The following is a 17,247-nucleotide window of genomic DNA, read 5'->3' as shown; positions in this document are numbered from 1 at the left end:
GACGCGCATGTGCTGGTGGTTGTGATGCACCACATCGTGTCGGACGGCTGGTCGATGCAGCTTTGCGTGGACGAGTTCTGGTCGCACTACCGCGCGTTCAGCCAGGGGCAGGCCCCCGAACTGCCGGAACTGCCCGTGCAGTACGCCGACTACGCGGTATGGCAACGGCAATGGCTCGAAGCCGGCGAAGCCGAACACCAGCTCGGCTACTGGACGGAGCGGTTGGGCCGCGAGCAACCGGTGCTGCAGTTGCCCACCGACCACCCGCGCCGCGCCGACGGGCGCTACCGTATCGCACGGCACCGCTTCGTGCTGCCGCCGGGCCTGGGTCTGGCGCTGGGGCGGCGTGCCGCGTCGGAAGGTTCGACATTGTTCATGGCGTTGCTGGCGGGCTTCCAGGTGCTGCTGCACCGGCACACGGCGCAGGCCGACATTCGCGTGGGCGTGCCGATCGCCAACCGCCACCGCGTCGAGACCGAGGGGGTCGTGGGCTTCTTCGTCAACACGCAGGTGCTGCGCAGCGTGATGACTGGCCGCACGCCGCTGGCACAGGTGCTGGCCGCCGCGCGCGATGCCGTGCTGGGCGCGCAGGCTCATCAGGACTTGCCGTTCGAGCAGCTGGTGGAGGCGCTGCAACCGGAGCGCAATGTCGGGCAGAGCCCGTTGTTCCAGGTGGCGCACAACCACCAGCGCGATGGCACGCAGGAGCCGGCCGCTTTGCCGGGTCTCCAGATGCGGGCCTACGAGGTCGAGGCGCAGGCCGCGCAGTTCGAGCTGATGCTCGACACCTCGGAAGACGCGCAAGGCGGCGTGCAGGTGGTGTTCACCTACGCGGCCGAGTTGTTCGAGCCGGCCACGATGGCCCGCATGGGTGCGCACTACGTGGCGGTGCTGCGGGCGCTGGCAGAAGACCCCGGGGGGGCGGCATGCGACATCGACGTGCTGGGCGAACCCGAGCGTGCCGCGTTGTCGCAGTGGGGCGTGAATGCGCGGCAGGCGGCATATGAAGCACCCGTGCACCGGCTGATCGAAGCGCAGGCAGCGCGCGCGCCCGACGCGGTGGCGCTGGTGTTCGGCCACCGGTCGCTGGCCTATGGCGAACTCAACGCCAAGGCGAACGCACTGGCGCACCACTTGATCGGCCTGGGCGTGAAGCCCGACATGCCCGTGGGCATCGCGGTGGAACGCAGCGTGGAGATGGTGGTGGGTCTGCTGGCGATCATGAAGGCCGGTGGCGCCTATGTGCCCATCGACCCCGAGTACCCGCACGAGCGCATCGCCTACATGCTGGAGGACAGCGGCGTGAAGCTGCTGCTGACGCAGGCGCATCTGATGGACGCCTTGCCGGCCACGGCGCACGTGCGGCTGCTCACGCTCGATACGCTGGATGTTCCCGGGCGCCGCGACAACCCTTCGGTGGCCTTGGACGGCGACAACCTGGCCTATGTGATCTACACCTCCGGCTCCACCGGCCGGCCCAAGGGGGCGGCCAACCGCCACCGGTCGCTGTTCAACCGCCTGGCCTGGATGCAGGATGCGTATTCGCTCGGTGAAGCCGACACCGTCCTGCAGAAGACACCGTTCAGCTTCGACGTGTCGGTGTGGGAGTTCTTCTGGCCGCTGATTCAGGGTGCAAGGCTTGTCGTCGCACAGCCGGGCGACCACCGCGAACCGGGCAAGCTGGTCGAGCTCATCCGCCGGCATGAGGTGACGACCATCCACTTCGTGCCCTCGATGCTGCAGGCCTTCGTGGCCCACGAAGGCATCGAGGCCTGCACGAGCTTGAAGCGCATCGTGTGCAGCGGAGAAGCATTGCCCGCCGAAGCACAGGCCAGGGTGTTCGAGCGCCTGCCGGGCGCGGGCCTGTACAACCTCTATGGCCCGACCGAAGCGGCCATCGACGTCACGCACTGGACCTGCCAGGCGGACGGGCGCAACCATGTGGCGATCGGTCGTCCGATCGCGGGCACCAAGACCTATGTGCTGGACGACGGGCTGAACCTCGCGGCGCCGGGGTTGCCAGGCGAGCTGTACCTGGGCGGCACCGGCCTGGCCCGGGGGTACCTTGCCAAGGCCGCGTTGACGTCGGAGCGCTTCGTCGCCGATCCGTTCAGCGGCACGGGCGAACGGCTGTACCGCACGGGCGACCTGGTGCGCTGGCGCGAAGACGGGCAGCTGGAATACCTCGGACGCATCGACCACCAGGTGAAGATCCGGGGCTTCCGCATCGAGCTGGGGGAGATCGAGGCGCAGTTGCTGGCGCAGCCCGAGGTGCGCGAGGCGGTGGTCATCGCGGACGAGGGGCCGGGCGGTGCGCGGCTGGTGGGCTATGTCGCGCCGCAGGTTGGCCGGCATCTGGAGCCGGCGGAACTGAAGACGCGTCTCGGCACGGCGCTGCCCGACTACATGATTCCTTCGGCATTGGTGATGCTCGATGCATTGCCGCTGAACGCCAACGGCAAGATCGACCGCAAGGCGCTGCCGAAGCCGGAGCTGGGTGCGACCGGCGCCTACGAAGCCCCGCAAGGCGAAGCCGAAACGCAGCTCGCGGCCATCTGGGCCGAGGTGCTCGGTGCGCAACGCGTGGGCCGCACCGACAGCTTCTTCGAGCTCGGCGGCCACTCGCTGCTGGCCATCCAGCTGCTGGAGCGCATGCGCCGCCAGGGCTGGGCGGTGGAAGTGCGCACGCTGTTCCAGCACCCGAGGCTGGGCGAGTTCGTGGCCGCGATGGACAAGGGCGCCGCGCAGATAAGGCACCAGGTTGTGGTGCCAGCCAACGGCATTCCGGCGCAAGGCTGCGACGCCATCGATCCCGCGATGCTGACGCTGGTCGACCTGAGCGAAGCGCAGATCCGCGCCATCGAGGCGGCCGTGCCGGGCGGCGCGCGCAACATCCAGGACATCTATCCGCTCGCGCCGCTGCAAGAGGGCATCCTGTTCCACCACCTGATGCAGGCCGAGGGCGATGTGTACGTCACCTCCCTGCTGCTGGCCTTCGATACGCGCGAGCGGCTCATGCGCTTCATCGACGGACTGAACCAGGTCATCGCGCGCCACGACATCCTGCGCACCGCGGTGCTGTGGGAGGCACTGCCGGAGCCCGTGCAGGTGGTGCACCGGCACGCAGCGCTGGCTGTCGAGTGGCAGGACGACGCGTCCGGCCTCGAGGCCGGGCACTACCGCATCGACGTGCGCCGCGCACCGTTGCTGCGCGCGCTGGCCGCTCACGACACGCCCACTGGTCGCTGGCTGTTGCAGCTGCCCAGCCACCATCTGGCGCTCGACCATACGTCCAAGGAAGTGCTGATCGAAGAGATCGGTGCCGTTTTGCAAGGCCGGGCGCACCGGCTGGCAGCGCCCGTGCCTTTCCGCCGGTTCGTCGCGCAGGCCTTGCGCGGCGTGACGCCCGCCGAGCACGAGGCCTACTTCCGGCGCGTGCTGGGCGATGTGAGCGAGCCCACCGCGCCCTTCGGCCTGCTGGACGTGCAAGGCGACGGCCACCGCATGGCGGAGTCGAAACTGCTGCTCGATGCCGGCCTCGCGCGTCAGGTCCGCAGCCAGGTGCAGCGCCAGGGCGTGAGTGCCGCCGCGCTGTTCCATCTGGCCTGGGGGCTGGTGCTGGCGCGCATCACCGGGCGCGACGACGTGGTGTTCGGCACCGTGCTGTTCGGCCGCATGCAGGCCGGCGAGGACGCCAGCCGCGGCGTAGGCATGTTCATCAACACCTTGCCGCTGCGGGTGCGGCCCGGTGCGCGCAGCGCCGCACAGTGCCTGCGCGAAACGCACCAGGCGTTGACCGAGTTGCTGCACCACGAGCACGCCAGCCTGTCGCTGGCGCAGCGCTGCAGCGCGCTGCCCAATGGCGCGCCGCTGTTCACCGCGCTGCTCAACTATCGGCACGGTACGAACGCAGGCACGCAGAAGGATGCGCAGGCCGCACACGGCGCCGACGCGCTGGAAGGCATGCAGATGCTCGACTCCCGCGAGAGCTCGAACTTCCCGTTCGGCCTGTCGGTCAACGACATGGGCTCGGGCTTCGAGCTGGTCGCCCAGGTGGACGAGGCGATCGGCGCCGCGCGGGTCTGCGAACTGATGAACGCGGCGGTGCGCGCGCTCGCGCAGGCGCTGGCCGCGGGCTGCGCGCAGCCGCTGCGCGCGCTCGACGTGCTGGGCGAGAGCGACGCGCGGTTGCTCCACGCCTGGGGCGGCAGCGATGCGCGGGCAACTTCGCCCTTGCTGGTGCACCAGCTCGTCGAGCGCCAGGCCCGCGAGCGGCCCGACGCCACGGCACTGATCTCGGGCGAACGCAGGATGAGCTTCACCGAACTCGACCAGCGAGCCAACCGCCTCGCGCACCGGCTGATCGCGCTGGGCGCGCGGCCCGAAACCCGCATCGGCATTGCGCTGGATCGTTCGCTGGACATGGTGGTCGGCCTGCTGGGCATCCTCAAGTCCGGCGGCGCGTATGTGCCGCTGGACCCGAACTATCCCACCGACCGGCTGGCCTACCTGATGGAAGACAGCGGCATCGCTTTGCTGCTGTCGCAGAGCCACGTCGCGGCGCACATGCCCCTGCCCGCGGGGCTGCCGGTGCTCGCGCTGGACGCGTGCGACCTGTCCGCCGGGGCGGCCCACGATCCTTGCGTGCCGCTGCATGCCGGCAACCTTGCCTATGTGATCTACACCTCGGGCTCCACCGGCCGGCCCAAGGGCGTGGCGGTGGCGCACGGCCCGCTTTCGATGCATGTGCAGACCATCGGCGAAGCCTACGAGATGACGCCGGCCGACCGCGAGCTGCAGTTCGCCTCCATCGCCTTCGACGGCGCGCACGAACGCACCTGGGTGCCGCTGGCCTTCGGTGCGGCATTGATGCCGCGGGACAACGACATCTGGCCGGTGGAGCGCACCGCCGCAGAAATTGCGCGGCACGGCATCACCATGGCCTGCTTCACGCCGACCTACCTCGCGCAGATGGTCGACGTGCTCGGCGAGGCGGGCTGCCGACTGCCCATCCGCTCGTACACGGTCGGCGGCGAGGCGATGCCGCGCGCCACCTTCGATCGCGTGCAGGCCGTCTTCAAGCCGCCGCGCATCATCAACGGCTACGGCCCGACGGAAACCGTCATCACGCCGACGATCGCCAAGGCCTTCGCGGGCACGCGCTTCGACGCGGCCTACATGCCCATCGGCCGGCTGGTCGGCGAGCGCACCGCCTACGTGCTGGACGACGACCTGAACCGCGTGCCGGTGGGCGCGGCCGGCGAGCTGTACCTGGGCGGCGAAGGCCTGGCGCGCGGCTACCTGCGGCGCGCTGGCCTGACGTCCGAGCGCTTCGTTGCCGACCCGTTCGGCACGGGATACGGCGCGAGGCTATACCGCACCGGCGACCTCGTGCGATGGGGCGCCGATGGCCAGCTCGAGTACCTCGGCCGGCTCGACCACCAGGTGAAGGTGCGCGGCTTTCGCATCGAGCTTGGCGAGGTGGAGGCACAACTGCTGGCGCAGCCCGAGACGCGCGAGGCGCTGGTAGTGGCGAAGGACGGCCCGGCGGGCGCGTGGCTCGCGGCTTATGTATCGCTGCAGCCCGGCGCCGACATCGATGCGGCCGCCCTGCGCCAGCGCCTGCGGCAGGCGCTGCCCGAGCACGCGGTGCCCGGTGCCGTGGTGTTCCTCGACAGCCTGCCGTTGAACGCCAACGGCAAGGTCGACCGCCACGCGCTGCCCGAGCCGGGCGAAGCGGGCGGGCGGCCCCACGAGGCGCCGCAGGGCGAGGTGGAGGGGTTCGTCGCCGGGCTCTGGGCCGAGGTGCTTGGCGCAGCGCGCGTAGGCCGCCACGACAACTTCTTCGAGCTGGGGGGCCACTCGCTGGCCCTGCTGCAGGTGCAGCGCAAGGTGCAGGACGAATTCGCCCTGCAACTCGCCCTGCGCATCTTCTTCGAGAACCCGACGCTGCTCGAGCTCGCCGCGGCCATCGGTGCGCAGCGCGAAGCGAGCACCACCGACGACGCGCAGGACATGGCGCGCATGAGCGCATTGCTTGAAGCCTGGGAAAACTGAATGAAACAGAACAAACGTGACATCGCGGAGCGCTTCGCGCGCCTGCCGGCCGACAAGCAGCAGGGCTTTCTCAAGGTGCTGAAGGCGCAGGGGCTGGACTTCTCCATGTTCCCGATCGTGCCGCTCCCCGCGGCGGAACAAGCCGAAGGGGGAAACGGGCAAGAAGGTGCCGCCGCGTCCTACGCGCAGGACCGGCAATGGTTCCTCTGGAGGTTCGACCCTGCCAGCACGGCGTATCACATCACCGGTGCGCTGCGGCTGGAAGGTGCACTGGACATCGGCGCGCTGCGCGAGGCCTTCGGCGCGCTCGTGGCGCGCCATGCCGCGCTGCGCACCGTGTTCAAGGCCGGCCCCGACGGCCTGGCGCGCCAGGTGGTATTGCCGCGCATGCCGCTGGACATTCCGCTGATCGAGCTGGACGCGGCATCCGGCGATCTCGAGAGCCTGGCCGGCGAGGCCGCGCTGCATGTGACGCAACGCCCCTTCGACCTCACGGCCGGACCGCTGCTGCGCGTGGCGGTGATCCGCCTCGACGCGCACCGGCACGTGCTGGTGCTCGTGATGCACCACATCGTGTCTGACGGCTGGTCCATGCAGGTGCTGGTGAGCGAGTTCGCGCAGCTGTACGCCGCGCACCTTGGCGCCACACTGGTGGAACTGCCGCCACTGCCGATCCAGTACCCCGACTATGCCGCCTGGCAGCGCAACTGGATGGAAGCCGGCGAGAAGGAGCGCCAGCTGGCCTACTGGAAGGCGCAGCTCGGCGCGCGGCACCCGGTGCTGCAGTTGCCGGCCGACCATGCGCGCCGCGCCGACGGCCGCTACCTGGCCGCCACCTTCAGGCTCGAACTTCCGGTGGACGTGGCGCAGGGCCTGCGCAAGCGCGCGCAGGGGCAGGGCGCCACGCTCTTCATGGCGCTTCTGGCCGGCTTCCAGGCTGTGCTGTTCCGCCAGACGGGACAGTCCGACATTCGCGTGGGCGTGCCCATCGCCAACCGGCACCGGCCCGAGACCGAAGGGCTGGTCGGCTTCTTCGTCAACACGCAGGTTCTGCGCAGCGTGATGGACGCGCGCATGCCGATGGCCAGCCTGCTCGAGGCGGCGAGGTCGGCGGTGCAAGGCGCCCAGGCACATCAGGACTTGCCCTTCGAGCAGTTGGTCGAAGCGCTGCAACCCGAACGCAACCTGGGCCAGAGCCCGCTGTTCCAGGTGGTGCACAACCACCAGCACAAGGGTGCGCAGGCGCTGGATTCGCTCCCCGGCTTGTCCTTGCACAGCCATGAGCTGGGGGCGCAGGCGGCGCAGTTCGAGCTCACGCTCGACACCACCGAAGACGCGCAAGGGCAGGTGGGTGTGGTGCTGACCTATGCCGCCGAACTGTTCGAGCCGGCGACGATGGCGCGCTTTGCCGCGCAGTACGTGGCGGCCTTGCGCGCCTTGGCCGAGCAACCGGAACAGGCGGTCGGCCGCTTCGCGCTGCTGGGCGAGGCCGAACGCGCGCAACTGCTGGCCTGGGGCCAGGCCGCACGGATCGACGCGACCGTCGAGGCCGCGACCATCCACGGGCGCATCGAGCGGCATGCGCACGAACGGGCGGATGCGGTGGCGCTGGTATCGGGCGGCGAGCGCCTGAGCTATGGCGAACTGAACACCCGCGCCAACCGGCTGGCGCACCGGCTGATCGCGGCCGGCGTGGTGCCCGAGGCGCGCGTGGGCATCGCCGCCGAGCGTTCCATCGACATGGTGGTGGGGCTGCTGGCCATCCTGAAGGCGGGCGGCGCCTATGTGCCGCTGGACCCCGACTATCCGCAGGACCGGCTTGCCTACATGGTGGAAGACAGCGGCATCGGCTGGCTGCTGACGCAGGCGCACGTGCGGCAGAAAATCGTGACCGGGGACGGCGTGCAGGTCATCGAGATCGACGCCGGGGAGACTGCCGCGATGCCGGCGCACGACCCGCGGGTGCTGGCGCATGCCGACCACCTGGCCTACGTGATCTACACCTCGGGCTCGACCGGGCGGCCCAAGGGCGCGCAACTGTGCCACCGCAACGTCACGCGGCTGCTGGATGCGACGCAGCCGTGGTTCCGCTTCAGCGCGGACGACACCTGGACGCTGTTCCATTCGTATGCGTTCGACTTCTCGGTATGGGAGATCTTCGGTGCGCTCTGCACGGGCGGCCGGCTGGTGGTGGTGCCGTACTGGGTGAGCCGCTCGCCGGACGATTTCGTCGCGCTGCTGGCGCATGAACGCGTCACCGTGCTCAACCAGACGCCTTCGGCTTTCCGGCAGCTGATCCACACGCCGGCACTCGCAGCCACCGGTCGCCTGCCGCTGCGCTGCGTGATCTTCGGGGGAGAGGCGCTGGAGCCCGAGAGCCTGCGCCCTTGGATCGAACGCTTCGGCGACGACCAGCCGCGGCTGGTCAACATGTACGGCATCACCGAGACCACGGTGCACGTCACGTACCGGCCGATCACGCGCGCGGACCTCGACGAAGGCCAGCGCAGTCCGGTGGGCGTGGCCATTCCCGACCTGGGAATGCGAGTGCTCGACGGGGAACTCCAGCTGCTTCCGGCAGGTGTGCCAGGCGAGCTGTACGTGGCCGGCGCGGGGTTGGCGCGCGGCTACCTGAACCGCGCGGCGCTGAGTTCGGAGCGCTTCGTGGCCGATCCGTTCAGCGGCACGGGCGAACGGCTTTACCGCACGGGCGACCTGGTGCGCTGGCGCGAAGACGGGCAGTTGGAGTACCTGGGGCGCATCGACTACCAGGTGAAGATCCGGGGCTTCCGCATCGAGCTGGGGGAGATCGAGGCGCAGTTGCTGGCGCAGCCCGAGGTGCGCGAGGCGGTGGTCATCGCGGACGAGGGGCCGGGTGGCGCGCGGCTGGTGGGCTATGTCGCGCCGCGGGTCGGCCGGCATCTGGAGCCGGCGGAACTGAAGACGCGTCTCGGCACGGCGCTGCCCGACTACATGATTCCTTCGACATTGGTGATGCTCGAGGCATTGCCACTGAACGCCAACGGCAAGATCGACCGCAAGGCGCTGCCGAAGCCGGAGCTGGGTGCGACCGGCGCCTACGAAGCCCCGCAAGGCGAAGCCGAAACGCAGCTCGCGGCCATCTGGGCCGAGGTGCTCGGCGTCGAACGCGTGGGCCGCGCCGACAGCTTCTTCGAGCTCGGTGGCCACTCGCTGCTGGCAATCCAGCTGCTGGAGCGCATGCGCCGCCAGGGCTGGGCGGTGGAAGTGCGCACGCTGTTCCAGCACCCGAGGCTGGGCGAGTTCGTGGCCGCGATGGACAAGGGAGCCGCGCAGACAAGGCACCAGGTCGTGGTGCCAGCCAACGGCATTCCGGCGCAAGGCTGCGACGCCATCGATCCCGCGATGCTGACGCTGGTCGACCTGAGCGAAGCGCAGATCCGCGCCATCGAGGCGGCCGTGCCGGGCGGCGCGCGCAACATCCAGGACATCTATCCGCTCGCGCCCCTGCAAGAGGGCATCCTGTTCCATCACCTGATGCAGACCGAGGGCGACTCGTACGTCACGACCCTGCTGCTGAGCTTCGACAGCGAGGCGCGGCTGCACCAGTTCACCCGCAGCCTCGATCAGGTCATCGCGCGCCACGACATCCTGCGTACCGCGGTGATGTGGGAGGGCTTGCTGAACCCGGTGCAGGTGGTGTGCCGCAAGGCGCCGCTGCAGCTCGAATGGCTGGCGCTGGCCGAAGGCACCGAAGCCGGAGACGTCGCCGCGCAACTCAACGCGCATGTCGACAGCAGCCGCTACCGGATCGACGTGCGCCGCGCGCCGATGATCCGCGCCGTGGCCGCGCACGACGCGGCAAACGGCCGCTGGCTGCTGCAGCTGCCCAGCCACCACCTGGCGCTGGACCACACCTCCGAAGAGTTGCTGATCGAGGAGATCGCGCTCGTGCTGCAGGGTCGCCAGGCGGAGCTGCCCCAGCCGGTGCCGTTTCGCCGCTACGTGGCGCAGGCGCGGCTGGGCACGCCGCCGGGCGAACACGAAGCCTTCTTCCGCCAGATGCTGGGCAATGTCGACGAACCGACCGCGCCGTTCGGCCTGAGCGAGGTTCGGTTGTCCAGGGAGCGCGCGACCGAGTCGCGCTTGCTGCTCGACGCCACGCTGTCGCAGCAGGTGCGCGCCTGCGCGCAGCGCGGCGGAGTGAGCGCGGCCACGCTCTTCCACCTCGCATGGGCGCTGGTGCTCGGGCAGACCACGGGCCGCGACGACGTGGTGTTCGGCACGGTGCTGTTCGGCCGCATGCAGGGCGGCGAAGAAGCGCACCGCGCGCTCGGCATGTTCATCAACACGCTGCCGATCCGTGTGCGGCTCGGCACGCGCGACATCGGAAGCTGCCTGCGGCAGACGCATGCCGCGCTCACCGGCCTGCTGCATCACGAGCACGCGCCGCTGTCGCTGGCGCAGCGCTGCAGCGGGCTGCCGGGCGCGACGCCGCTGTTCTCGGCCATCCTGAACTACCGCCACAGCGCGCGCCGCGAAGGCGACGCGCACGCCAGCACCTGGCTGGGCATGGACGCATTGGAGGCGGCGGAACGCACCAACTACCCGTTCACGCTGAACGTGAACGACCAGGCCGAAGGCTTCGAGCTGGCGGTGCAGGTGGCGCCATCGGTCGATGCCGGGCGCATGGCCGGCTTCATGCACGCAGCGGTGCGCGGCATCGTGCAAGCGCTGGACGGCCGGCCCGTGGCGGCATGCGACATCGACATGCTGGTCGAACCCGAGCGTGCCGCGTTGTCGCAGTGGGGCGTGAATGCGCGGCAGGCGGCATATGAAGCACCCGTGCACCGGCTGATCGAAGCGCAGGCGGCGCGCGCGCCCGACGCGGTGGCGCTGGTGTTCGGCCACCGGTCGCTGGCCTATGGCGAACTCAACGCCAAGGCGAACGCACTGGCGCACCACTTGATCGGCCTGGGCGTGAAGCCCGACATGCCCGTGGGCATTGCGGTGGAACGCAGCGTGGAGATGGTGGTGGGTCTGCTGGCGATCATGAAGGCCGGTGGCGCCTATGTGCCCATCGACCCCGAGTACCCGCACGAGCGCATCGCCTACATGCTGGAGGACAGCGGCGTGAAGCTGCTGCTGACGCAGGTGCATCTGATGGACGCCTTGCCGGCCACGGCGCACGTGCGGCTGCTCACGCTCGATACGCTGGATGTTCCCGGGCGCCGCGACAACCCTTCGGTGGCCTTGGACGGCGACAACCTGGCCTATGTGATCTACACCTCCGGCTCCACCGGCCGGCCCAAGGGGGCGGCGAATCGCCACCGCTCTCTGTACAACCGCCTGGCCTGGATGCAGGACGCGTATTCGCTGGGTGAGGCAGATACGGTGCTGCAGAAGACACCCTTCAGCTTCGACGTCTCGGTGTGGGAGTTCTTCTGGCCGCTGATGCAGGGTGCAAGGCTTGTCGTCGCACAGCCGGGCGATCACCGTGAGCCCGCGAAGCTGGTCGAACTGATTCGCCGGCACCATGTCACCACCATCCACTTCGTGCCCTCGATGCTGCAGGCGTTCGTGGCCCACGAGGGCATCGAGGCCTGCACGAGCTTGAAGCGCATCGTGTGCAGCGGCGAGGCATTGCCCGCCGAAGCACAGGCCAGGGTGTTCGAGCGCCTGCCGGGCGCGGGCTTGTACAACCTCTATGGCCCGACCGAAGCGGCCATCGACGTCACGCACTGGACCTGCCAGGCGGACGGGCGCAACCATGTGGCGATCGGTCGTCCGATCTCGGACACGAAGACCTATGTGCTGGATGCGGGCCTGAACCTCGTGCCGCAGGGCGTGGGTGGGGAGCTGTACCTGGGCGGCATCGGCCTGGCGCGTGGCTATCTGGACAAGAGCGGGCTCACGTCGGAGCGCTTCGTAGCCGATCCGTTCAGCGGCACGGGCGAGCGGCTGTACCGCACGGGCGACCTGGTGCGCTGGCGCGAAGACGGCCAGTTGGAGTACCTGGGGCGCATCGACCACCAGGTGAAGATCCGGGGCTTCCGCATCGAGCTGGGGGAGATCGAGGCGCAGTTGCTGGCGCAGCCCGAGGTGCGCGAGGCGGTGGTCATCGCGGACGAGGGGCCGGGCGGTGCGCGGCTGGTGGGGTACGTCGCGCCGCGGGTTGGCCGGCATCTGGAGCCGGCGGAACTGAAGGCCCGCCTGGGCACGGCGCTGCCCGACTACATGATCCCTTCGGCACTGGTGGTGCTCGATGCATTGCCGCTGAACGCCAACGGCAAGATCGACCGCAAGGCGCTGCCGAAGCCGGAGCTGGGTGCGACCGGCGCCTACGAAGCCCCGCAAGGCGAAGCCGAAACGCAGCTCGCGGCCATCTGGGCCGAGGTGCTCGGCGTCGAACGCGTGGGCCGCGCTGACAACTTCTTCGAACTCGGCGGCGATTCCATCCTGAGCCTGCAGATCGTCGCGCGCATGCGCGCGGCCGGCTGGACGATCACGCCGCGCCAGATGTTCGAGCAACAGACCGTCGAGCGCCTCGCCGCGTTGGCCGAGCCCATGGCCAATGTGCCGCCGCACGGCGCGCCGCACATGACGATGCCGCGCGGCCGGCTCCAGGACTTCCTGGACGCAGGCATCATCGACTCACTGAACCTGGATGCGGCGCAGATCGAGGACGTTTATCCGCTCGCCCCCACGCAGGAGGGCATGCTCCTGCATTCGATGGCCTCCGCCGGCTCGGGCCTCTACGTCAACCAGCTGAGTGTGGAAGTGCGGCAGATCAAGCCGCAGCGCTTCGCGCAGGCATGGAGGGCGATGGTCGAGCGCCATGCCATGCTGCGCACCGGCTTCCTCTGGCGAGACGGCATGGCGCGGCCGCTGCAGTTGGTGTTCCGGCAGGTGGCGTCGGAGGTGGAGCAGTTCGATTGGCGCAGCGCGGGTGCCGCAGACGCGGCGCAACGGCTGGCCGCCTACGAGGAACAGGCGCTGGCCGCGCCCATCGACTGGCTGCGCCCGCCGCTGTCGCGCGTGGCGTTGATCCAGTTGGAGGACGACCGCTACCAGCTGGTCTGGACGCGCCATCACATCCTGTCCGACGGGTGGACCGACTCGCGCCTCATGGGCGAATGGCTGCGCACCTATGCCGGGGAGGCCCTGGATGCGACGCCACCGGTGTACGGCGACTACGTGCGCTGGCTGCAGCAGCAGGACGCGAAGGCCGCCGAGACCTTCTGGACGCAGGCCCTGGCCGCACAGGACGGCCCCACGTTGCTGGCCGAGGCGTGCCGGAGCGATCCGGCTCGCGACGGCTTCGAAAAGATCTACACCCGGCTGGACAGCGCGCGCACCGCGGCGCTGCTGGCCTTCGCGCAGCGCGAGCGCGTGACGGTGAATACGCTGGTGCAGGCCGCCTGGGGGCTGTTGCTGCAGCGCCAGACCGGCCGCGACCACGTGGTGTTCGGCGCCACTGTGGCCGGGCGGCCGACCGCGCTGCAAGGCGCGCAGGACATGATGGGCCTGTTCATCAACACGATTCCCGTGCCACTTTCGAAACAGGCGGGGCACACGGTGGGTGAGTATCTGCGCGATGTGCAAGGCACCAACCTGCGGCTGCGCGAGTACGAACACGCCGCGCTTGCGGACATCCAGCGCTGGACCGGCTCGGCCGGCCGGCCACTGTTCGACAGCATCATCGTGTTCGAGAATGCGCCCATCGACCGCGCCATGCGCGATCTGGGCCGCTACGGACCGCAGTTCGGAGACACGACCGTGGGCGGGCTCACCGGTTACGCAATGGACTTGCAGGTGGTGCTCGACGACACGCTGGAGATCGAGTATTGCTATGGTCGCCGCGATTTCGACGACGCCTTCGCTGCCGGCCTGCGCCGGCAGATGGAACATCTGCTGGCGCAGCTGGCCGCCGATGCGCGCCGGCCGGTCGGTGAGCTGCCATGGCTCGACGAACAGGCGCATGCGGCCCTCCTGGCGCTCGGCCGCAACGAGGCCGTGCAGGGCGCCGCGCCTCACGTCGCGGTGCACAGGCTCATCGAGCAGCAGGCAGCGCAGCACGGCGAGGCGATTGCCTTGCTGTGCGGCGACGACGAACTGAGTTATGCCGCGCTGAACGCACGAGCCAACCGCCTGGCGCATCATCTGATCGCCCGCGGCGTGGGGCCCGACACGCTGGTGGGCGTGGCCCTCGAGCGTTCGCTCGACAGCATCGTCAGCTTGCTGGCGGTGCTCAAGGCGGGCGGCGCCTACGTGCCGCTCGACCCGGGCTATCCGGCAGATCGGCTGGCCTTCATGGTGCGCGACAGCGGCATGGCGCTGCTGCTCACGCATCGCGCGGTGCTGCCGAGACTCCGGGGCCTGCCCGAGCTTCCGCTCGCCGTGTTGGAAGACCTGAAGCTAAGCGCCTCGGCCACGCATGACCCGCGCATGCCGGTGCATGCCGACAGCCTGGCATACGTGATCTACACCTCGGGCTCGACCGGCATGCCCAAGGGCGTAGCCGTGACTCACGGGCCACTGTCGATGCATTGCCTGGCCACCGCCCGGATCTACGGCATGAAGCCGCAATCGTGCGAACTGCACTTCATGTCGTTCTCTTTCGACGGTGCGCACGAGCGCTGGCTCACGCCGCTGTGCGTCGGCGCCGGCCTGGCACTGCGCGACAACGAGCTGTGGACCGCGGAGCAGACCTACCAGGCGCTGCACCGCTACGGCGTGACCAACGCGGCCTTTCCGCCGGCCTACCTCGGGCAGATCGCCGACTGGGCGAGCCTGCGCGATGACGCACCGCCGGTGGAGCTTTACGTGTTCGGCGGCGAGGCGATGCCGAAGGCGTCGTACGACAAGGTATGCCGCACGCTCAAGCCACGCATCCTCATCAACGGATACGGCCCGACCGAGACCGTGGTGACACCGCTGATCTGGAAAGCCGACGCCTCCCGGACCTTCGACTGCGCCTATGCGCCCATCGGGCGGCCCGTGGGCGAACGTACCGCCCACGTGCTGGACGCCGACATGCAACCGGTGCCACACGGCGTGACTGGCGAGCTGTACATCGGCGGCTACGGCCTGGCACGCGGCTACCTGTGGCGCCAGGCCCTCACAGCGGAGCGATTCGTCGCCGACCCGTTCGACGGCGCGGGCGGTCGCCTGTACCGCACCGGCGACCTGGTGCGCTGGTTGGAAGACGGCAACATCGAGTACATCGGCCGGGCAGACCACCAAGTGAAGATCCGGGGCTTTCGCATCGAGCTGGGCGAGGTCGAGGCACGCGTGCGCGAGGTGGCAGGCGTGGGCGACGCCGCCGTGGTGCCGCGCGAGAGCGCGTCGGGTCGACAGCTGGTCGCTTATGTCGTCGACGCGGATGGTGCGGCGCCAGAGGCGCTCGCGCAGCGCATCCGTGCGCAACTGGCCGAGCGCCTGCCAGAGTACATGGTGCCGGCGCGCGTGATGGTGCTGCAAAAACTCCCGAGGCTCATCAGCGGCAAGCTCGACCGCGCCGCACTGCCGGAGCCGGCCTTCGAGGCCGAGGGCGCCTTCCGGGCGCCGCGCAACGACGTCGAGCGGCAATTGGCCGCCATCTGGCAGCAGGTGCTGGGCGTCGAGCGCGTAGGAATCTGCGACAACTTCTTCGAGCTGGGGGGCGACTCCATCCTCAGCCTGCAGGTGATTTCGCGTGTGCGCAACGCGAAGCTGGGCCTGGAGCTGCGGCTGCGTGACCTGATCCGACACCAGACCATCGAGGCGCTCATGTCACAACAAGACCAGGCGCCGCTGAACACGGCGCGAGCGCAGCCGAAAATTCAGGTGGAAGCGGAGGGCACGCTGCCGCTGCTGCCCATCCAGCGGTGGTTCTTCGCGCAGGAGATTCCTTCGCGCCACCACTTCAACCAATCGGTGTTGCTGCGCAGCGAGACCTGGCTGGACGAGGTGCACCTGCGCCGCGCCGTCGACCTGCTGCAACGGCATCACGACGCGCTGCGCATGCGATATACCCGCCGTGCAGACGGCACATGGGTGCAGGCCTACGACGCGGCGGACGACACCGCGCAACCGAGGCAAGGCGCGGACGAAGTCCTTTGGCTGCGCGATGTTGCCAGCCCCGGGGACATCGAGCGCGAAGCCGAACTGGCACAGCGCAGCCTCGACCTTGCCGCCGGGCCGGTCTGGCGCGTGGCCTGCATGCGCCACGCCGACGGAAGCGCGCGGCTGCTGATCGTGGTGCATCACCTGAACATCGACGGCGTATCGTGGCGCGTTCTGCTGGAAGACCTGCAGTCGCTCTATGACCAGCTGGCGCAGCCCGGCGAGCCCGTGCTTCCCGCGAAGACGGCGGCGTACAAGGCCTGGGCGCTGCACATGCAGCATTGGGCGCTCTCGCAGGCGCTGGCGGCGGAGCTGCCCTACTGGCAGCGACAACTGGCGGGCGGCGAGGACATTCCGCGCGACGAACCGCGAGTGCCGGCACGCTTCAGCGACCGTGCGGTGGCGCACCTGCGGTTCGACCGGCAGACCACGCAAGACCTGCTGCGCGTCGCGCCCGCGGCCTACGGCACCGGTATCGACGACCTGCTGCTGGCCGCGCTGTCGCGAACGATCGCGGGCTGGACGCGGCGCTCCGGGACGCTCATCACGCTGGAAGGCCACGGGCGCGAGGGCGACGTCGCCGACCTCGACCTGAGCCGTACCGTGGGCTGGTTCACCAGCGCCTATCCGGTTCGACTGGCGGGTGGTGACCCGACGGGCGAACTGGGCGTGGCGCATTCGATCCGCCAGGTAAGTGTCGCGTTGCGCGCGGTGCCCAACAAGGGCGTGGGCTTCGGCGCGCTGCGCTACCTGCATGCCGACGAGGGCGTGCGCGCATCGCTGGCGGCGGTCGAGCCGCGCATCACCTTCAACTACCTGGGGCAGTTCGACCAGACCTTCGGTGGCGAATCGGCGTTCTCGCCGGCCAGTGGCGAATCCGCGGGGGCGGAACGGGACCCGAGCGGCCCATTGCCGAACTGGATCGAGATCATCGGCCAGGTGTTCGACGGCACGCTCTCCGTCAGTTGGGTCTACAGCCAGGAGATGTTCCGGGCATCGACCATCGAGGGGCTGGCGCAGAGCTACCGTGCGCAACTCGAGGAAGTGGTGCGGCACTGCGTCGCAGTCGGCGAGGCCGGCAGTACTGCTGCTGCAGCAGCGTAA

At 69.5% G+C, this 17,247-nt stretch carries 2 protein-coding genes (1 of these 2 only partly in view); both read left to right on the top strand.

Annotated features, from left to right (window positions below; all coding sequences use genetic code 11):
* Positions 1–6,057, top strand: partial view of an amino acid adenylation domain-containing protein gene (locus ACWV14_RS36210; RefSeq protein ID WP_454908650.1) — the 3' portion only. The gene continues 525 nt to the left of window position 1, outside the view; the window shows 6,057 of its 6,582 coding nt (coding positions 526–6,582); the start codon falls outside the window, past its left edge; the stop codon is at positions 6,055–6,057.
* Positions 6,058–17,247 carry an amino acid adenylation domain-containing protein gene (locus ACWV14_RS36205; protein ID WP_454908649.1) on the top strand — a complete coding sequence of 3,730 codons (11,190 nt, stop codon included), beginning with the start codon at positions 6,058–6,060 and terminating at the stop codon, positions 17,245–17,247. It begins immediately after the preceding gene.

It is taken from the genome of Variovorax durovernensis (genome assembly GCF_977011995.1).
The sequence above is the reverse complement of the archived record's forward strand: the minus strand, read 5'-3'. Positions and strand labels throughout refer to the sequence as shown.